General features: G+C 71.2%; 18 protein-coding genes. 4 read left to right on the top strand and 14 right to left on the bottom strand.

Annotated features, from left to right (window positions below; translation table 11 throughout):
- Position 1 precedes the first annotated feature (1 nt).
- The 8 genes from speB to GT755_RS25455 all read right to left on the bottom strand — a co-directional run bounded on the left by speB (position 2) and on the right by GT755_RS25455 (position 7,891).
- Positions 2–1,003, bottom strand: coding sequence for an agmatinase (gene speB / locus GT755_RS25490; protein ID WP_161482134.1), 1,002 nt, complete (start codon positions 1,001–1,003; stop codon positions 2–4).
- The gene (gene cobT, locus GT755_RS25485; protein ID WP_161482133.1) at positions 1,000–2,025 is read right to left on the bottom strand and encodes a nicotinate-nucleotide--dimethylbenzimidazole phosphoribosyltransferase; all 1,026 of its coding nucleotides are present in this window, start codon (positions 2,023–2,025) and stop codon (positions 1,000–1,002) included. Before cobT ends, speB begins: the two co-directional genes overlap by 4 nt.
- Positions 2,009–3,109, bottom strand: a complete 1,101-nt coding sequence (gene cobC, locus GT755_RS25480) for an Rv2231c family pyridoxal phosphate-dependent protein CobC (protein WP_161482132.1) — start codon at positions 3,107–3,109, stop codon at positions 2,009–2,011. The genes cobT and cobC overlap by 17 nt, the downstream gene beginning before the upstream one ends.
- On the bottom strand, positions 3,109–3,999 hold the full coding sequence (locus GT755_RS25475) for a sirohydrochlorin chelatase (protein ID WP_081898935.1): 891 nt from the start codon (positions 3,997–3,999) through the stop codon (positions 3,109–3,111). The genes cobC and GT755_RS25475 overlap by 1 nt, the downstream gene beginning before the upstream one ends.
- Before the next feature lie 86 nt (positions 4,000–4,085).
- Positions 4,086–5,162: a GNAT family N-acetyltransferase gene (locus GT755_RS25470; protein WP_161482131.1), complete on the bottom strand. Its 1,077-nt coding sequence runs from the start codon at positions 5,160–5,162 to the stop codon at positions 4,086–4,088.
- A gap of 16 nt (positions 5,163–5,178) precedes the next feature.
- On the bottom strand, positions 5,179–5,745 hold the full coding sequence (locus GT755_RS25465; RefSeq protein WP_161482130.1) for a LutC/YkgG family protein: 567 nt from the start codon (positions 5,743–5,745) through the stop codon (positions 5,179–5,181).
- On the bottom strand, positions 5,742–7,190 hold the full coding sequence (locus GT755_RS25460) for a lactate utilization protein B (RefSeq protein ID WP_161482129.1): 1,449 nt from the start codon (positions 7,188–7,190) through the stop codon (positions 5,742–5,744). Before GT755_RS25460 ends, GT755_RS25465 begins: the two co-directional genes overlap by 4 nt.
- Entirely contained in the window at positions 7,187–7,891 is a 705-nt protein-coding gene (locus GT755_RS25455; RefSeq protein WP_161482128.1) for a (Fe-S)-binding protein, read from the bottom strand. Before GT755_RS25455 ends, GT755_RS25460 begins: the two co-directional genes overlap by 4 nt.
- 69 nt (positions 7,892–7,960) lie before the next feature.
- Between GT755_RS25455 and GT755_RS25450 the strand changes: the two genes are divergently transcribed.
- The gene (locus tag GT755_RS25450) at positions 7,961–8,632 is read left to right on the top strand and encodes a FadR/GntR family transcriptional regulator (RefSeq protein ID WP_285588687.1); all 672 of its coding nucleotides are present in this window, start codon (positions 7,961–7,963) and stop codon (positions 8,630–8,632) included.
- 9 nt (positions 8,633–8,641) lie between these two features.
- Positions 8,642–9,634, top strand: coding sequence for an LLM class F420-dependent oxidoreductase (locus GT755_RS25445; protein ID WP_161482127.1), 993 nt, complete (start codon positions 8,642–8,644; stop codon positions 9,632–9,634).
- Here the strand turns inward: GT755_RS25445 and GT755_RS25440 are convergent.
- Both GT755_RS25440 and GT755_RS25435 read right to left on the bottom strand, forming a co-directional pair.
- A complete protein-coding gene (locus tag GT755_RS25440; RefSeq protein ID WP_161482126.1) occupies positions 9,631–10,608 on the bottom strand; it encodes a hypothetical protein in 978 nt (325 codons plus the stop codon). The two genes, GT755_RS25445 and GT755_RS25440, sit on opposite strands and share 4 nt — an antisense overlap.
- Positions 10,605–11,099, bottom strand: a complete 495-nt coding sequence (locus GT755_RS25435; protein WP_030456735.1) for an RNA polymerase sigma factor — start codon at positions 11,097–11,099, stop codon at positions 10,605–10,607. Before GT755_RS25435 ends, GT755_RS25440 begins: the two co-directional genes overlap by 4 nt.
- Before the next feature lie 58 nt (positions 11,100–11,157).
- On the opposite strand from GT755_RS25435, the gene GT755_RS25430 reads away from it, so the two are divergent.
- Complete coding sequence (locus GT755_RS25430; protein WP_030456734.1) at positions 11,158–11,790, top strand: response regulator; 633 nt, start codon at positions 11,158–11,160, stop codon at positions 11,788–11,790.
- Positions 11,791–11,858: 68 nt separating this feature from the next.
- Positions 11,859–12,461 (top strand): hypothetical protein, encoded by a 603-nt coding sequence (locus tag GT755_RS25425; protein WP_161482124.1) that lies wholly within the window; start codon positions 11,859–11,861, stop codon positions 12,459–12,461.
- Positions 12,462–12,488: 27 nt separating this feature from the next.
- Here the strand turns inward: GT755_RS25425 and GT755_RS25420 are convergent, their stop codons facing one another.
- The 4 genes from GT755_RS25420 to GT755_RS25405 all read right to left on the bottom strand — a co-directional run bounded on the left by GT755_RS25420 (position 12,489) and on the right by GT755_RS25405 (position 17,909).
- Positions 12,489–13,370, bottom strand: a complete 882-nt coding sequence (locus GT755_RS25420) for a DUF3037 domain-containing protein (RefSeq protein WP_161482123.1) — start codon at positions 13,368–13,370, stop codon at positions 12,489–12,491.
- 13 nt (positions 13,371–13,383) lie between these two features.
- A complete protein-coding gene (locus tag GT755_RS25415; protein ID WP_161482122.1) occupies positions 13,384–14,172 on the bottom strand; it encodes a HipA family kinase in 789 nt (262 codons plus the stop codon).
- Between the two features lie 90 nt (positions 14,173–14,262).
- Positions 14,263–17,655, bottom strand: coding sequence for a DNA polymerase III subunit alpha (locus tag GT755_RS25410; RefSeq protein ID WP_161482121.1), 3,393 nt, complete (start codon positions 17,653–17,655; stop codon positions 14,263–14,265).
- Positions 17,655–17,909 (bottom strand): DUF6504 family protein, encoded by a 255-nt coding sequence (locus GT755_RS25405; protein WP_161482120.1) that lies wholly within the window; start codon positions 17,907–17,909, stop codon positions 17,655–17,657. Before GT755_RS25405 ends, GT755_RS25410 begins: the two co-directional genes overlap by 1 nt.
- Positions 17,910–18,005: the final 96 nt, after the last annotated feature.

The following is an 18,005-nucleotide window of genomic DNA, read 5'->3' as shown; positions in this document are numbered from 1 at the left end:
GTCAGCGACCGTCGAGCAGGGGTTGGCGGGGGTCCCACGGCTCGCCCGACCGTCTGCGGGCGATCGCCGACAGGGCCTCCAGCACGACCCGGTTGCCCAGCAGGGCGGTGATGTCGGCGTGGTCGTAGGGCGGCGCGACCTCCACGACCTCCAGGCCGACGACCGGCAGTTCGTAGCAGATGCGCCGCACCGAGTCGAGCAGCTCCCTGGCCGACAGGCCCCCCGGTTCGGGGGTGCCGGTGCCGGGGGCGTGGCCCGGGTCGCAGACGTCGATGTCGACCGACAGGAAGATGCCGTCGCAGTCGTCCAGGGCGATGGCGAAGGCCTCGGTCAGGCACTCGGACAGGCCTCGGTGGACGATCTCCGTCATCTCGTACGAGCGCATGTTCTGCCCGGCCATCCACGACAGGACCTCGGGGCCGGGCCAGTAGCCGCGCAGGCCGATCTGGAGGAACCGGTCGCCCCGGATGGCGCCCGACTCGATCAGGCGGCGCATCGGCTGGCCGTGGCCGTAGAGGTGGCCGAACTCGATGTCGCCGGTGTCCGCGTGGGCGTCGAAGTGGATCATCGAAACACGGCCGAAGCCGTGGTGGCGGGCCACGCCCCGGGCGTCGGGCAGGGCGATCGAGTGGTCGCCGCCGAGGACGACCGGGATGGCGCCGGAGGCGGCGATCGTGTGCACGGCCGCCTCGATGTCGCGGATCGAGTTCTCCAGGTCGCCCGAGAAGCACTCGACGTCGCCGGCGTCGAGGACCCGGATGTCCCTGAGCCCGTCGACCCGCAGGGCGAGACTCGGGCGGGAGCCGTCGTGGGCCATGTAGCAGGCCTGGCGCATGGCCGTCGGGCCGAACCGGGCGCCGGGGCGGTGGCTGGTGCCGCCGTCGAAGGGGGCGCCCAGGATGACGACGTCGGCGCCCTCGAACGAGGCGGGGTCGGTCAGGTCGCAGCGGTCGACGCCGAGGAAGGTGATGTCGGGGCCGTACATGGGGCCGTATCGGGTCATGCGAGGGCCTCCTTGTCGGTGACTCCGGCGGCGTCGAAGGTGGCGACCTCGTGCAGCACCCGGGCCGCGGCGACGACGAGCGGGTGGGCGAGCAGACCGCCCGTGCCCTCGCCCAGGCGGAGTTCCAGGTCGACGAGCGGGCGCAGCCCGAGATGGGCCAGCGCGGCGGTGTGGCCGGGCTCCGCGGAACGGTGGCCGGCGATCCAGTAGCCGGTCGCGTCGGGCGCGATCGCGGCGGCGGCCAGCGCGGCCGCTCCGGCGATCACGCCGTCGAGGATGACGGGGATCCGCAACTCTGCGGCTTTCAGCAGATATCCGGCTATGGCGGCGTGCTCCAGTCCGCCCAGCGCGGCCAGCGGGTCGAGGCCGCGGTTGACCTCCAGCGCCCGGGTGACCACCGCGATCTTGTGGGCGAGCATGGCGTCGTCGATCCCGGTCCCGCGTCCCGTGACCTCGCCCGGCTCCTTGCCCGTGTACGCGCAGATCAGCGCCGCCGAGGCCGTCGTGTTGGCGATGCCCATGTCGCCGGTGACCAGGCACCGGGCCCCCTGCGCCACCAGCCGCTCGGCCACCTCGGCGCCGGCCTCCCTGGCCTGCCGCGCCTCGGCCTCGGTCATCGCGGGGCCCAGCGACAGGTCGGCGGTGCCCCTTCTCACCTTGCGCGACACCAGGCCGGGCGCGTCCGGCAGGTCGCCGTTGACGCCCACGTCCACCACGGTCACCGACGCGCCGACCTGGCCCGCGAAGGCGTTCGCCACCGCGCCGCCGGCCAGGAAGTTGGCGACCATCTGCTGGGTCACCTCTTGGGGCCAGGGAGAGACCCCCTGCGCGTGTACGCCGTGATCCGCCGCGAAGATCGCCAGCGCCACCGGCTCGGGAAGCGGCGGCGGCGAGACCGCCGCGATGCCCGCCAGCCGCACGGCCACGTCCTCAAGGGCGCCGAGCGCGCCCCTCGGCTTGGTCAGGCGGTCGTGGTGGGCTCTGGCCTCGGCCATGGCGGCGGGGTCAAGCGGGGAGATCATCGCGGGCCTCCTTCAGGGCCGCCAGGAAGGCGGCCGTCGTCTCATCGTCGCGCACGGCCACCCGCAGCCACTCGGGGCCCAGGCCGGGGAAGGTGTCGGCCCGCCTGACGGCGAAGCCCTTCTTCCGGAGGAGGGTCCTGAGGCGGAGGGCGTGCGGGAGGCGTACACAGACGAAGGAGCCCCGGGCCTCCGGCACGACGTAGGCCCCCAGAGCTCCCAGGCCGTCGGCGAGGACCTGCCGCCTCCCCGCCATCTCCTCGGCCCATCGAGCGGCCTCGGCCTGCGCGCGCGGCGAGACGCACGCCTCGGCGGCGGCCAGCGCGGGCGTGGAGACCGCCCAGAGCGGCTGCGCCTCCCGCATCGCGGCGACGAGTTCCGGCGGGCCGATGACGTAACCGATCCGGAGCCCGGCCAGGCCCCAGGTCTTGGTGAGGCTGCGGACGACCACCAGACCGGGCAACCTGACCGAGGCCAGCGATTCCGGCTCTCCGGGCACACAATCGGCGAACGCCTCGTCGACGACCAGACACCTGCCGGGCCGGGCGAGCGAGGCGATCGTCGCGGCGGGGTGCAGAACGGACGTGGGGTTGGTCGGATTGCCGATCATCACCAGATCGGCGTCACCGGGGATCAGCGAGGCGTCCAGGACGAACGGGTCGGGCAGCACCACCCGGTCGGGCACGAGCCCGACGGCCCGCAACGCCGCCTCAGGCTCGGTGAACTGAGGATGCACCACGACCGGCCTGGCCGTGGCGAGGACGCGTGCCAGCAGGGTGAACGCCTCGGCCGCGCCCACCGTGAGCAGGACCTCGTCAGGGTCACGGCCGTGATACTCGGCGACGACCCGGGTCGCCCGTTCCGCGTTCGGATATGCCGAAATCTCCGACATCGAGGAGACGAGGATCTCCCGCAACCACGTAGGCGGCATGCCCTGCCGGACGTTCACCGCCAGATCCACCAGGCCAGGGCCGACCTCGCTGTCACCGTGATGGCGGAGACCGTGGTGGTCGACCACATGCCTGCGCTGCCCGGCCTGATCGGGCTCCTGATCGGTGGACCCGTGGTCGTCGGACGCGACCGGCATCAGACGCGGGCCGGGACCGGGAAGATCTCCTGGAGCCGTTCGGTGGCCAGGGCCTGGGCGTAGCGCTGGCGGGCCGTCGTGGCGGCGGCTCCCGCCAGGGCCTCCTCGTAGCGGTCGATGACCACGTCGGCCAAGCCCTCGCAGTCGCCGATGACCTCGGCGCAGCGGATGTCGAGGCCCTCGTGGTTGGCGCCGTAGGCGAGGGCCTGGGCCCAGATGCGCTCCAGCACGCCACCGGCGAACAGCACATAGGGCAGCACGATGACCCGCTTGGCGCCCAGGCGGCGGCAGCGCTCCAGGCCGCCGGGCACGCCCGGCCGCGCGTGGGACACGTAGGCCGTCTCGACCGTCAGGTAGTCGGCCGCGTGGGTCTCCCAGAACAGCCGCGACACGCGGTGGACCTCGGCGTTGGCCGACGTGCTCGGCGAGCCGTGGCCCACCAGGACGACCGCGGTCTCGCTGAGCGCGATCGGCTCGGGCTCCTCGACGAAGGTGCCGCGCACGAACGTGGGCATGTCGGCCGCGGCGTCGGCGAGGCGTTCGGCCAGCAGTTCCAGGATGCGCGGGTCGGGGCCGAGCGGGCGGCCCAGGTCGTAACCGAGCGTCGGGTGGAGCTCCTGGGCCAGCGCCAGCGTGCCGGGGATGTCGCCCAGCGCGGCGCGGTCGCCGGTGAGGCTCAGCGGCTGGGCGACGAGGTGGTGGTGGCCGCGCGCGACGAGCGAGGCGACGGAATCGGCGAGCGGCGGCCGGGCTCCGGTGACGAAGCCGCCGGAGACGTCCGCGACGTCGCCGTCGAGGCGGCAACGGAGCCGATGAACGAACCGGCCGAATTCGGCTACGCCGGTATCGTCATGCGTGCCGTGCCCGATGAGCAGCAGCGGCGGTCTCATCTCAACGATCTCCCCTGGCTTGACCTGCTCCGCAAAGATAGCCGAGCTTGTCGTGCAATGGGGCATTCTTCCTAGGTTTGCCCAGCTCAGAGCTCACCGATCAAGAGACCGTAAACCACCGTGTCGGCCCTGCCGCCCGGAATCGGGATGGCTCCGCGGAGAACGCCTTCCTCGGCGAAACCGGCCTTCTCGGCCACTTTCCGGCTCGCCGTGTTGCCCACGGCGATCATCAACTGGACCCGCGCGTACCCCTGGGCGAACAGGAACGCGGTGAGGGTACGGACCGCCTCGACGGCGTATCCCTGCCGCCGCGCCCACGGCGAGATCCAGTAGCCGATCTCGGCGTCGCCGCGTTCACGGTCGGCCCGAACCACCGACACCGCACCGGCCAGCCGCCCGCCCTCGACCGGTTCGAGGGCGTAGGTCACGGTCTGCCGCCGGTCGGTGTGGGCCTGGCGGGTGGTCCAGTCGAGCGCCTTCTCCAGCGTGTAGTCGACCGCCCACGGCATCCAGCGCACGATCTCGGGGTCGTCGCGCACGGCGGCCAGCACGTCGAACGCGTCGCGTTTGGCGAACGGCCGCAACTCCAGCCGGTCGCCCGCCAGCCGGGAGGGGAAGCCGCCCGGCCGGTCGCCGCGCAGCAGGCCGAACACGACCACGTCATGGGGCCCGTCGTCTTCGAACCCGGCGCCGCGCAGCAGGCCCTCGCGGGTGAACCCGGCCTTCTCGGCGACCCGGATCGAGGCGGCGTTGCCCGCGATGGCGCGCAGTTCGACCCGCCGCAGCCGGGCCGGGCCGAGCGCCCAGGCGGCCAGCCCGCCGAGGGCCTCGGGGGCGTAGCCGTTGCCCCGGTGATCGGGGTGCACGCCGTAGCCGACCTCGGTCGTGCCGGCGCCCCAATGGGTCTTGAACAGGCTGATCGCCCCGACGATGCGGCCGTGGCGCTCGATCGCCAGGTGGATGCCCTGGCCCGACCGGCGCAGTTCGTGGACGCCGTTGACGAGCCACGACACGATCCCGCCCGCGTAGCCGGGGGCTCCCGGCGGCAGCGCGGTCGGGTGGGCGCCGTCCTGCACGATCGCCCGGACCTGGTCGTGGTCGGAGGGGCGGAAGTTCCGCAGGACGAGCCGGTCGGTGGCGATGGACAGGCGCTCGTCGAACACGCCCAATACCGTACGACTACCCGATGGCGATGACGACCTCGAGCGTGCGCGGCCCGTGCACGCCCTCGACCCGGTTCAGCTCGATGTCGCTCGTGGCCGAGGGGCCGCTGATCCACGTGAGCGGCCGGGTGGCGTCGAGGCGGGCGATCGCGTCGGGCACGTTCGGCACGATCTGGTCGTCGCGCACCACGCACAGGTGGTAGTCGGGGATGAGGGTCTGCGCGCGGGTGCCCTGGCCGGGCCCGGCGTCGAGGACGATCGTGCCGGTCTCCGCGATGGCGACGGCGCAGGTGGAGACCACTCCGTCGGGTTCGCCCTCCGAGGGGGCGTACATATCGGAAGGAAACCCTGCCGGAACGGCCAGCACCCTGCCCTCGGTGATCCGGGCCAGGGTCGAGGCCACCTCGGCGCGCGGCACGACGTGCACGATCGCCTTGTAGTCGCGCACCCGTTCGGCGAACAGCTCCACGTCGCCCGGTTCGCCGGTCGCGCCCCGGTAGCCGCGCACGATCTCGGCCTCGGGCGCGCCTTCGACGGCCGACCGGATGCGCCGCAGGATGACCTCGCGTGCCGCCCCACTCATGACTTCCTGCTTTCCTGAGGCAGATTCCCATCGGGAGGCACGGCCGGCCTTCGGCCGGCCGTGCCTCCCTCTCTGATCCACCAGTCGCGGAACGACTCGGCGGGGATCTCCGGCATGTCGCGGGTGTCGGTCCAGGCCGACAGCGGGCCGGGCAGCCGCTTGGGCACCAGCCTGCGCATCCGGCCGCCGAACCGCTGCGCCTTGGCCAGCCGCTTCGACCGCTCGAAGACCCACCCGGCGGCGGCCATGCCCGCTCTCTCGGTACGGGGGTGCCGCGCCTTCGCGCGCAGGTCGACCAGCACCGACGGGATGTCGATGGCGACCGGGCAGACCTCGTAACAGGCGCCGCAGAGCGACGACGCGTAGGGCAGCGACCGGTCGAGCTCGCTGTCCATGCCTCTGAGCTGCGGCGTCAGGATGGCCCCGATCGGCCCCGGATAGACCGAGCCGTAGGCGTGCCCGCCGGCCCGCTCGTAGACCGGGCAGACGTTCAGGCAGGCCGAGCAGCGGATGCACCGCAGCGCCTGGCGCCCCACCTTGTCGGCCAGCACCGAGGTGCGCCCGTTGTCGAGCAGCACGAGATGGAACTCCTGGCCTTCCGTCGCGCCGGTCCACATCGAGGTGTACGGGTTCATGCGCTCCCCCGTGGAGCTGCGCGGCAACAGCTGGAGGAACACCTCCAGGTCCTGCCACGTGGGCAGCAGCTTCTCGATGCCGACCACGCTGATCAGGGTCTTGGGCAGCGTGAGGCACATTCGCCCGTTGCCCTCCGACTCCAGCACCACCAGCGTGCCGGTCTCGGCGATCATGAAGTTGGCCCCCGAGATGGCGACCTTGGCCTCCAGGAAGCGCTTGCGCAGGTAGAGCCGGGCCGCCTCGGCGAGGGCGCGCGGCTCGTCGGTCAGGTCCTTCGGGGCCCCGGCCATCTTCTTGAGGAAGAGCTCGCGGATCTCGGCCCGGTTGCGGTGGATCGCCGGGACCAGGATGTGGGACGGGAAGTCGTCGCCGAGCTGCACGATCAGCTCGGCGAGGTCGGTCTCGAACGCCTCGATGCCCTCTTCGGCGAGCGCCTCGTTGAGGCCGATCTCCATGGTGGCCATCGACTTGACCTTCACGACCTCGGTCTCGCCGGTGTCCTTGACCAGGCGGGCGACGATCCGGTTGGCCTCGGCCGCGTCGCGGGCCCAGTGGACGACGCCCCCGGCCGCGGTGACCTTCTCCTCCAGCTCGACCAGGTAGCGGTCGAGGTTGCGCAGCGTGTGGTCCTTGATGGTCTTGCCGGCCTGGCGGAGCTCGGCCCAGTCGTCGAGCTCGCCCACCACGGCGGCGCGCTTGCCCCGGATCGTGTGGGTGGCCTTGCGCAGGTTGAACCTGAGCTGGCTGTTCTGCACGGCCTTGGCGGCGTTCTTCGGGAACGCGGGCATGCCGACGAAGACGCCGCTCATCCGGCGTTCTCCTCGGTCGACGCGAGGATCTCGGCGAGGTGGAGCACGCGTACCCCCGACTTCTGGCGCTTGAGCGTGCCGCCGATGTGCAGCAGGCACGAGTTGTCGGCGGCGCAGAGCACCTCGGCGCCGGTCTTCATCACGTTGCCGATCTTGTCGGCGCACATCGCCGCGCTGACGTCGCGGTTCTTGACGGCGAAGGTGCCCCCGAAGCCGCAGCACTCCTCGGCGCCCGGCAGCGGGACCAGCTCCAGGCCCCTGACGTTCTCCAGCAGCCGGAACGGCTTGTCGCCGACCTTCAGGCCGCGCAGGGAGTGGCAGGTCGGGTGGTAGGTGACCTTGTGCGGGAAGTAGGCGCCCACGTCGGTGACGCCCAGGACGTCGACCAGGAACTCCGACAGGTCGTACACCTTCGGAATGTTCTCGATGCCGAGGTGGGGGTACTGCTCGCGGACCATCGCGGCGCACGAGCCGCTCGGCGCGACGACGGCGTCATAACCGGCGAACGTGGCCGTGAACCGATCGGCCAGTCTGACCGCCTCGTCGCGGTAGCCGGTGTTCAGGTGCATCTGGCCGCAGCACGTCTGGGCGAGGGGGAAGTCGACCTCGACCCCGAGCCGCCGCAGCAGCTCCACGGCCGCCTTCCCCGTGCCGGGGAAGAGTGTGTCGTTGACACAGGTGATGAAGAGCGCGACCCGCACCGGGACTCCCGCAGGTATGGTCAGACCAAATATGGTCAGACCATACACCTTTCCGGCGGAAGGAACACGGTGCGGACCTTCGAGACGGTTCTCGCCCAGATCGAACAGCGGATCGCGGCCGACGGTCTGACGGTCGGCGACCGGCTGCCCGGCGAACGGCAACTGGCCGAGCAACTGCGGGTGAGCCGCTCGTCGGTACGCGAGGCGCTGCGGGTGCTCGAAACACTCGGCGTGGTGTCGTCGCAGGTCGGGCGGGGTCCCGACGCGGGGGCCGTGCTCATCTCGCGGCCCGACGGGACGCTGGCCGACCTGCTGCGGCTGAACCTGGGGCTGACGACGATGTCGGCGCGCGAGGTCCTCGACACCCGGCTGATGATCGAACGCTGGTCGGCCGCACGGGTGACCGCCGCGCCCGCCGCGATGACCGAGGCCCTGTCGGCGATGGACGCCGCCACCTCGCCCGAGGAGTTCGTGACCCACGACATCGCCTTCCACGTGGCCCTCACCGACGCGGCGGGCAACCGGCTGCTGTCGGCCGTGTTGCGGGCGCTGCGCGACGCGCTGGTGTCGAACGCGGTCGAGGCGGTGCGGAGACTGGGTCACACGGGCGACCTCCAGGCCGACCACCGGCGCATCCACCGGGCGATCGAGGCGGGCGACGCCGCCGAGGCGGTCGAGGCGGTGACCGCCCACCTGGCCCGCGCCTATCCTGGGCTATCGCCGAGTCATAACGTGTTCTAGTTTCGCGGTATGAAGCTGGGTCTGAACCTCGGTTACTGGCAGCGCTCCCCCTCCGACGCCACCGCTCTCGTGCAGGCCGCCGAACGGCTCGGCTACGACTCGGTGTGGACGGCCGAGGCCTACGGCAGCGACGCCTTCACCCCCCTGGCCTGGTATGGCGCCCGCACCTCCCGCATCAAGCTGGGCACCTCGGTCGTGCAGCTCAGCGCCCGTACTCCCGCCGCCACCGCGATGACCGCGATGACGCTCGACCACCTCACCGGCGGGCGGCTGCTGCTCGGGATCGGGGCGTCGGGCCCCCAGGTGGTCGAGGGCTGGTACGGCGTCCCGTTCGCCCGCCCGCTGGCCCGCACCCGCGAGTACGTCGAGATCATGCGCAAGATCTGGCGACGGCAGGAACCTGTTACAAACGACGGGCCGCACTACCCGCTGCCGCTCCCCCAGGGCAAGCCGCTGAAGCTGATCACCCACCCGCTGCGCCCCGACATCCCGGTCTACCTGGGCGCCGAGGGCCCGAAGAACGTCGCGCTGGCCGCCGAGATCGGGCAGGGCTGGCTGCCGCTGTTCGCCGTCCCGTCCCAAATCGAGTCCATGTACGGGGAGGCGCTCGCCGACCGCGCGACGGACTTCGACGTCGCCGCCATGGTCATGACCTTGATCACCGACGACGTCAGGGCCGGGCTCGACGTGGTCAAGATGATGCTGAGCCTCTACATCGGCGGCATGGGATCGTCCAAGCGGAACTTCCACGCCGACATCATCGGCCGCATGGGGTTCGCCGAGGAGGCCGCCCGCATCCAGGGCCTCTTCCTCGACGGACGCCGCGACGAGGCCTTCGCCGCCATCCCCGACGACCTCGCCGACGGCATCTCCCTGATCGGCCCGCCGGGCCGGATCAGGGAACGCCTGGCACCGTGGCGCGACAGCCCGGTGACGTCTCTGCTCGTCATGGGCCCCCGAGATGAGGACGATCTGCGGACGATCCGCGAGATCGTCGGCTAACGGGGCAGGTCGGCCCAGCCCGTCTCCAGGTAGGCGTAGGCGGTGCCCTTCTGGGCCGGGATCATCATCGTGCCCGGCGGGGTGTCGACCGGCTGCTCGTCCTCGCCGTTGTAGACGTAGGCCAGGAGCTTCGCCGTCGCCGGGTCGACCACGAGCGTGTGGTCGCCCGTCGCGTCGGTGATCGACAGGCCCGGCCTGCCGATCGGGTCCGTCGCGTTCTCATCCAGGCGGAGACCACGCTGGTCGGCCAGGATGCGCAGGAGGGTGGCGCGGGTCGTGTTGGAGGCGGGCGAGGTCAGGATGTGGCGGGCGGCGGCGAAGGTGAACGACCCCGCGTCCTGGCCGGACGGGCGGGCCTCGTCGAGCCACTTCTGGAGGGCGGCGCGGTCGGCGGGGAGCTTCTTCACGTCGTCCTGCCGGACCTGCTTCGTGCCGATCCCCACGGCCAGCACCAGGCCCGTGAACGAGCGCGCCGCGCCGGTCTTCGGAAGGCCGGGCCTGCCCTTCGCGCGCCAGGCCTTCTCGGCCCGCTCGTCGGCGAAGGTGGTCTGCACGTCGCGGGTAGCGCCGATCTTCCCGTCGCGGCCGTCATACCAGGTCTCGCCGGTCGAGGCGACGACCACGCCGTCCAGGGGCGAGGTGAAGGTGCGGACCTTCTCGTGCCAGTACGTCCCGGTCTCGGCCGGCGCCCTCTCCAGCGTCTCGGCCCCCGCCAGCAGGACGCTGCGCGCGGTCAGCACGGGCGTGTCCACCGGGACCGGAGCCGGCCGGTGGGCCACCGTCGTCGACGGCGCGAACACCACGAACGCGGCCGCCGCCGCCGCGAGCAGGCCCGACGCCGCGAGCAGCGGGGTCCGGCGCCTGCGCTCGGGCCGCACGGCGAACGCCTTTCTCAGGTCGTCGGCACGTCTGGCCTGGTAGGACTCCTCGGTCACGTCGTCGGGCCGCAGGCTCCGCACGAGGTCGTCGATCATGATTGCTCCTGGAGGGTTCGGGGGCGCAGGGCCTCGGTGAGGCGGCGGCGCGCACGGTGCAGGCGGACGGTGAACGTGCCGGTGGCGCAACCGGCGATCTTCGCGGCCTCGCGGGGCGTCAGGCCGTACCAACTGGTGAGGATCAGCGCCTCGGCGTCGGCCTCCGCCATCGCGGCGAGCACGATGAGCGCCGCCTCGCGTTCGGTGACCTGGTCTGCGACGTCGGGGGCGTCGCGGGCCGGCAGGTAGGCGAGCAGCCGTTCGGCCCGGATGCCCGAGTCGCGCTGTTTGCGGAGCAGGTTCCTGGCCACCCCGAGCAGCCACGGCAGCGGCTCCGGCGGCAGGTCGGCGAGCCGCCGCCAGGCGATCAGGAAGGTCTCCCCTGCCACGTCCTCGGCCGCGGCCCGCTCGGCGCGCAGCAGGGCGTACCCGAGGACGGCCCGGTAGTGCCGGTCGTAGAGGTCGGTGAATCGTGTCTCTGGATCGTCCACACCCAGTAGTCCCGCCAGTGGAGCCCGGATTACACATGACATCATTTCGGGCGTGAAGGTGCTGATAGCCGACGACCAGGAGCTCGTCCGCACGGGTTTCCGCATGATCCTCGACGCGCAGCCCGACATCGAGGTGGTGGCGACCGTGGCCGACGGCGCGGCGGCCGTCGCGGAGGCCCGGCGGTTGCGCCCCGACGTGTGCCTGCTCGACATCCGCATGCCCAAGCTCGACGGCATCGAGGTCACCCGCCTGCTGGCCGGTCCGGGCGTGCCCGACCCTCTCCGTGTGGTCATCGTGACCACGTTCGACCTCGACGACTACGTCTACGGCGCGCTGCGGGCCGGAGCCTGCGGCTTCCTGCTGAAGGACAGCGGACCCGCCCTGCTCATCGAGGCGGTCCGCGCCGCGGCGGCGGGCGACGCGCTGGTCTCCCCCTCGGTGACGGTACGGCTCCTCGCCCACCTCTCCCGTCCACGCCAGCCGGTCAGCCCGCCCGAATCGCTCACCGACCGGGAGCTCGACGTGGTGCGGCTGGTCGCCCGCGGGAAGACCAACCAGGAGGTCGCCGCCGAGCTGTTCGTCTCGTTGTCGACGGTCAAGACCCACATGGCCAGCGTCCAGACCAAACTGGGCCTGCGGAACCGCGTCGAGGTCGCCGCGTGGGCGTGGGAGTCCGGTGTCGTGAGTTGACCGGATTAGCGGAGGTTCTCCCTGGAAACGAAGGGGTCAGGTAACACCGGGGGGAGAGTTCCGTGCGCATGCCACAGAGATCCGCGTTCGGGGTTTATGCCGCGCTGACCAGCCAGATCATCTCCCTCGCGGCTTTGGTGGCCTTCGAGGAACTCCGCGGCCAGGACCTCGCCCTGCAGATCGCCGCCTTCGGCGGCGACCCGAAGGCCCCGGGAGCCGAAGCGGTCATCGGCGACGTGACCGTCTTCGCCGTCCTGGTGATGGCCCTGGTCGTGACGACCGTGTTCGCGGCGGCGGCCTACCTGAGCTGGCTCGCGTCGGCGGCCGGCGTCCGGAGGCTGACCGCGACGGCGGCGTGGCTGGTCCCGCTGGTGAACCTGGTGGCGCCCGTCCTGCTCGCCGACCAGGCCTGGCGGGAACGCGCCAACGGGTCACGGGCGCGCTGGCTGGTGCTGCTGACCGCGTGGTGGGTGGCCGGCCTGACGACGATCTGGCTGCTCGCCGACAGCCACGCCTCCCACACGAACCTGACGGGGGTGGGCGTGCGGGAACTGACGGCGGCGGGGGTGACGGCCCTGCTGTGCGCGGCGACGGTCTGGGAGGTCTCGTCCCCGCGCACACTCCGCCTTCCCCGTCAGGTGATCGCCGCGATGTCACCGTCGTCGAAGTAGCCCGCTCAGATCGCGCGGTCGGCCTGTTCAGAAACGATGGAGTGTGCGGGCCAGTTCAGCGGCTCTGGAACCGAGGTCGTCCACCGCGGCCGGTAGGCGCACCTCCGCGTCGACGTCCTTGAACACCTGCTGCGCCTCCTCGAAAGCGGCGACCTGCTCGTTCGTCTCCGGCGGGGCGATCATGACCTGCAGGTCGACGTTCCGGCTGATCTCACTGACGCGTCCGGCGGCGTCGACCACTTTCGCGTCGTCTCCGCTACGGAGACGCTGGAGCGCGTATCCCCAGGCCATGACCTTGAGCGGCACCTCGTCGACCTGTGCGAGACGGAACGACCACGCCTGGCTCAACTGGACGACGCGCCCGTTGGCGATGGCGAAGTCGACCGGGGAGTGCAGCTTCTCCCCGACATAGATTTGAACGCGGGAACGGACGAAGTCCTCTGGGATCTCCGCACGATGAAACGCCTGCCGCATGGTGCGTTGCAGCTCGTAGCGGGTGGTCGAGGGCGGGCGGGCGGGCGCTACCGGATCGATCAGCATGTGATCGAAGATCACGGCCAGCGCGTCTTCCGCACTGTCGGCCAGTATCGGCGCCGGAGGACTGAACTGCATGACATTGCGGTGATCGCGGTGAAGCCGGTCCAGCCAGTCGTCGGGGATCAATTGGCCGTGATCCGCGAGCAGGCTCTCCCGGTGCCGGTGGATCTGCTCGTCCAGGTCGAGCAGAGACCCCAGAACCTGTTCGAGAGCCGTGCGTCCGGCGAACCGCTGGGCCCGCTCCAGGTTGCTCAGCTGACGGTATGACCAGTCTCCGGCGACGGGATCGCCTGCGACGGCGGCCACGTTCACGAATTCGCCGGTGCGCGGATCGGGGAGACAGCGCACAATCGAGTAGACGTAGCGACTCATTGGACCCACCTCCTCAGATCAGCCTGCGAATGCGATCGGCGACGGCCGGCGCCCTGTGTTCGAGGAACCAGCCGAGTGTCTCCAGATCGTTGTCGTTTACTGGCCACGATGCTGGCACGCCACAGAGAACGGTGACGAGAGCATCGCGACTTATTGCGTCTAGTGCAGTTGCTACCCTTTCGACCGCTTCCGGATCCAGACCGTCAGGAGGATCCGGGAGCAGGTTCGGCTCGTTCACGGCTTCGACGAGATAGCGACTACGGATCGTTCCATCGTTGGGCGGCAGATAGAGACCGTGGTCATGGCTGTAGCAACTGTGATCGTGATCGAGGTCGTGAAGCCACTGGGGATCGTCGCCGAAGCACCAGTCCCAGAGGGCGTAGACGCCCACGTGACGACGGGTGTTGTCATCCTTCGCCCGGTCCGACAGGGTTTGCCGGCACTCGATGGCATGGCCGAGAGCCACACTCGCGTGCGCGATGCCGGGCTGGAGCTTTCCGAAGGCCATCGGCCACCCGGCGAGTTCCTCGGGAATCCTGATCAGGCTGGTGTCGCACACCGGTGCGTCGATGAGCCGCCCGACCTTCGAGACGACATGTTCAATGGCGATCGTGGCCTGAGCATGGGGAGGACAGCCGCCGAGACATTTGACGAAGTATCGGCGGTTGTCCGAAGCGACGACCTCGAAAGGGCCGGCGAAGGAGGCGTTTCCGGAGCCGACGACGGCTTTCACCGAGAGGGTCTCGAAATCGTCGTGGCGACCATGAAGCAGGCCCGCCCAGCTCCGCTGATCGACCACCACGTCCTACCTCTCGCACCCCGGTGACCGCAGCAGAGTAATGCAGCCTTTGCCCGGCATGTGCGGAAAGTAGGCAGACGGCTACAGAAAAGATCAGGCGACCTTGCCCGAGCTGCCCATGCTGGCGTGCCACAACACCCGTTGTGGCTCCTTGACCCCCAGGTCGGCGTAGGGCGACAGTTCGTACCCGTTCTCGTAGGTGATCTTCTTTCCGCCGACGGCCCCGCGGCCCTCCTCCGGCCGGTCGGCCAGGATCTCCCTGACCGCCTCGATGCCTCTGGTCCGCCACACCCGGTCGAGGTCCGGCAGGTTCCACGCGTGCAGCGCCCGCATGGAGACGCCCCGGCGGCCGGTCCGCCGGATCACCCCCCGCGCCACCATCAGCCACGAGCCGAACACCGTCGCCGCCGTGTGGGCCTGGACCGACTCGAAGAACGTCAGGTCGATCGGGCCCGTCGAGTCGTCGAGGGTCGTGAAGATGACCCGCTGGCCCGACCGGACCGCCGGGGTCTGGGTGGCCACCTTCACCCCGGCGACCAGGATCTCCGCGCCGTTGCGCTGTTTCAGCAGGTCGCGGGCTCGGACCACGCCCAGGGCGTCGAGGAGGTCGTCGTGGAAGGCGATCACGTGGCGGGTCACGTCCATGCCGAGGACGCTCAGTTCCGCCTCGACCGCCTCCGCCTCGCTCATCTCCGGGAGTTCGCCGGGCACCACGTGGTCGGCGAAGCCCATCGGCAGCTGGCCCGAGCCCTGGCCGCCCGCCCGGTCGAGGGCGCCCACCTGCGCCATGAGGTCGCGGCGGGTCAGGCGGCCGGGGCGCCAGCGGGGTTCTCCCGGGCGCAGGCCGTGGAGGGCGTCCAGGCCGCCGACCTCGATGACGTGCTCGGCGACCGGGCGGGAGGGGCGGGCGCGCTCCCAGAAGTCGGCCATCGACACGTACGGCTGGCCGGCGATCATGCGGTCGACCTCGGCCTCGCTGATGCCCTTGATGGCGGAGAAGGGGACACGCAGGCCGTAGCCCCGGCCGAAGAGCGGCGGGTCGCCGGCCGCCGGGCCGAGTTTCTCCACGCGCCAGTCGCGGGCGGAGCGGTTGACGTCCAGGGGGAGGACCTCCACGCCGCACTGGCGGGCTTCGTCGAGGATGACGCGGTTGGGGTACATGCCCGGTTCGTGGGTGAGGACGCCGGCGAAGAAGGCGGCCGTGTGGTGGCGTTTCAGCCAGGCCGACTGGTAGGTCGGCAGGGCGAAGGCCGCCGCGTGGGCCTTGCAGAAGCCGAAGGCGCCGAACGCGTCGAGGACGCGCCAGGTGGCCTCGACCGTCGCGGCGTCGAACTCGGGGCGCACGTTCATCTCCCACCAGGCCCGGACCCGGGCGCGGCCGTCGGGAGACGACAACGAGCGGCGGATCCTCTCGGCCTCCGACAGGCCGCAGCCGGTCATGACGTCGACGACCCTCAGGACCTGTTCGTGGAAGACCACCACGCCGTTGGTCTCGGCCAGCGCCGGGCGCAGCTCCGCGTGGGGGTAGAGGGCCTGGCGGAAGCCGTGCCGCGACTCCAGGTAGGGGGTCACCATGTCGGAGTTGACCGGGCCGGGGCGGAACAACGAGATGTCGACGATCAGGTCGTGCATGGTGCGGGGTTCGAGCTTGGCGACGAGTTCGCGCTGGCCGGGCGACTCGATCTGGAAGCAGCCGATGGTGCGGCTCTCGCGCACCATGTCGTAGGTCGCCGCGTCGTCGTGCGGGACCTCGTCGAGGGCCACGTCGACCCCGTCGACCCGCTTGATCTCGGTGAGCGCGTAGGCCATCGCCGACTGCATCCGCACTCCCAGGACGTCGAGCTTCAGCAGGCCGGCGTCCTCGACGTCGTCCTTGTCGAACTGCGACATGGGGAACTCCAGCAGGCTGCGTTCGACCGGGGTGCGGCCCCGCAGGCCCATGTTCCCGACCAGCACGCCGCACGGGTGGAGGGCGATGTGCCGGGGCAGGCCGTCGAGGCGTTCGGCCAGCCGGAAGACCGTCTCCAGCGCCCGGTCGTTGAGGCCGCTGTCGCGCAGTTCGGGCAGGTCGTCGAGGGCGGCCCGGATCTGCTTGGCGCGCACGTGCGGGAACGCCTTGGCGATGGCGTCGATCTCGTGGGGCGGCAGGCCCATCGCGGCCCCCACGTCGCGGATGGCGCTGCGGGCCCGGTAGGTCTCCATCATCGACACGCAGGCGACGCGCGACTCCCCGTACCGGTCGAGGATGGCCCGGTAGCAGTCGAGGCGGCGGGCCGACTCGACGTCGACGTCGATGTCGGGCAGCCCGACGCGGCCCTCGGACAGGAAACGCTCCATCAGCAGGCCGTGGTCGAGCGGGTTGACCTCGCCGATCTTGATCAGGTAGTTGACCAGGCTGCCCGCGCCCGAGCCCCGGATCGCGCAGCGCACGCCCATGCCGCGGATCATGTCGGTGATCCCGGCGACCGCGACGAAGTAGCCCGACAGGCGCTTCTTCTCGATGATCGCCAGTTCGGCGGCCAGGCGGTCGCGCGCCTCCCGCGACCGGCCGAGGCCCCGGTCGAGCAGGCCGTCCTCGCAGCGGTGGCGCAGCAGCGGGACGGGGTCGCTCCCGATCTCCGGGAGGTGCAGCCGGGGGTCGGCCTCGTCGATCAGCGGCACGATCTCGACCGGGTCGAGCACGCACGCCTCGGCCGCCCGGCGGGTCACGCCGAGCAGCCGGGTCGCCCGCGCCCGGTCGCCGCCGCACACGCGCAGGGCGACGCGGCCCATCTCCTCGGCGTTCTTCAGGTAGGCGTGCGACGACGACTCCACGTGCCGTCCGTGCAGCGGGACGAGCTTCCTGGCCGCGTCGAGCACGTTGCCCACCTGGTAGTCGGCCGGGTCGAGGTGCCTGACCGCGTTGGTGAGGATCGCGGGCAGGCCGAGGGAGTCGGCCAGGGCGAGCAGGTGGGTGGCGGTGTTGACGTCGCGGTAGCCGTAGAGGTCGACGATCTCCACGGCCGTGCCCGGCACTGCCGCGCGCCAGCGTTGCAGCAGGTCACGGGCCTGCTGGTCGCGGCGGGCGGCGACCGCGCGGCCGACCTCCGAACGCGGGCCGAGCAGCACGATCAGGCGGCCGTCGGCGGCGTGGCGGCCGACGAGGTCCATGGTGACCCGGGGCGTGCCGCGTTCGCCCGCGTAGTGGGCGGCGGTGACCAGGCGGCACAGGTCGGCCCAGCCGTCGCGCCTGGCCAGGACCACGATCCGGTCGTCCTCGCCGGACCCTGAGCCGGACAGGGCGAGGTCGACGCCGACGACCGCGCCGATGCCGGCCTCGTGACAGGCCCTCACGTGCTTGATCGCGCCGTAGAGGCCGTCGCGGTCGGTCAGCGCGAGGGCGTCCATGCCGTGCTCGACGGCCCTTCTCACCAGGGCCTGCGGGAAGGCGGAGCCGTACCGCAACGAATAGGCGGAGGCGACGTGGAGGTGCTGGAACGGTCCCATCAATCCCACGCCCGCAGCAGCAGCCACGCGTCGGTGGCGGTGTCGTAGCGCAGCTCGTAAGTGCCCGACTGCGCCTCCACCCGCCAGAAGCGGCGTTCGCCGGGGTCGGCGGCGGAGGTCTTCCACCATTCCCGGGCCACCACCCAGTGGTCGAGGATCTGCCGGACCACATAGAGCCGGTCACGCCAGACGAACCTGACGGGCCGGCCGTCTCGGACCCACACCTCGATCGGATCGCCATACAGTCTGCTCACGGACCTTCTCCCGATGGCTCCCAGTTGCCTGTGATCGCCACCCGGGGGAAGGGGCGGGCGGTGCTGTATCGAACATATGTTCTCAGCACGTTGAAC

Origin of the sequence: Herbidospora solisilvae (assembly GCF_009901565.1) — a bacterium.
In the GTDB taxonomy this organism is placed as follows: Bacteria; Actinomycetota; Actinomycetes; order Streptosporangiales; family Streptosporangiaceae; genus Herbidospora; species Herbidospora solisilvae.
The sequence above is the reverse complement of the archived record's forward strand: the minus strand, read 5'-3'. Positions and strand labels throughout refer to the sequence as shown.

Excerpts from the sequence above, each read along its gene's own strand:
- speB (WP_161482134.1), bottom strand. The coding sequence starts at position 1,003 with ATGACCCGATACGGCCCCATGTACGGCCCCGACATCACCTTCCTCGGC.
- cobT (WP_161482133.1), bottom strand. The coding sequence starts at position 2,025 with ATGATCTCCCCGCTTGACCCCGCCGCCATGGCCGAGGCCAGAGCCCAC.
- cobC (WP_161482132.1), bottom strand. The coding sequence starts at position 3,109 with ATGCCGGTCGCGTCCGACGACCACGGGTCCACCGATCAGGAGCCCGAT.
- GT755_RS25475 (WP_081898935.1), bottom strand. The coding sequence starts at position 3,999 with ATGAGACCGCCGCTGCTGCTCATCGGGCACGGCACGCATGACGATACC.
- GT755_RS25465 (WP_161482130.1), bottom strand. The coding sequence starts at position 5,745 with ATGAGTGGGGCGGCACGCGAGGTCATCCTGCGGCGCATCCGGTCGGCC.
- GT755_RS25460 (WP_161482129.1), bottom strand. The coding sequence starts at position 7,190 with ATGAGCGGCGTCTTCGTCGGCATGCCCGCGTTCCCGAAGAACGCCGCC.
- GT755_RS25445 (WP_161482127.1), top strand. The coding sequence starts at position 8,642 with ATGAAGCTGGGTCTGAACCTCGGTTACTGGCAGCGCTCCCCCTCCGAC.
- GT755_RS25440 (WP_161482126.1), bottom strand. The coding sequence starts at position 10,608 with ATGATCGACGACCTCGTGCGGAGCCTGCGGCCCGACGACGTGACCGAG.
- GT755_RS25425 (WP_161482124.1), top strand. The coding sequence starts at position 11,859 with ATGCCACAGAGATCCGCGTTCGGGGTTTATGCCGCGCTGACCAGCCAG.
- GT755_RS25420 (WP_161482123.1), bottom strand. The coding sequence starts at position 13,370 with ATGAGTCGCTACGTCTACTCGATTGTGCGCTGTCTCCCCGATCCGCGC.
- GT755_RS25410 (WP_161482121.1), bottom strand. The coding sequence starts at position 17,655 with ATGGGACCGTTCCAGCACCTCCACGTCGCCTCCGCCTATTCGTTGCGG.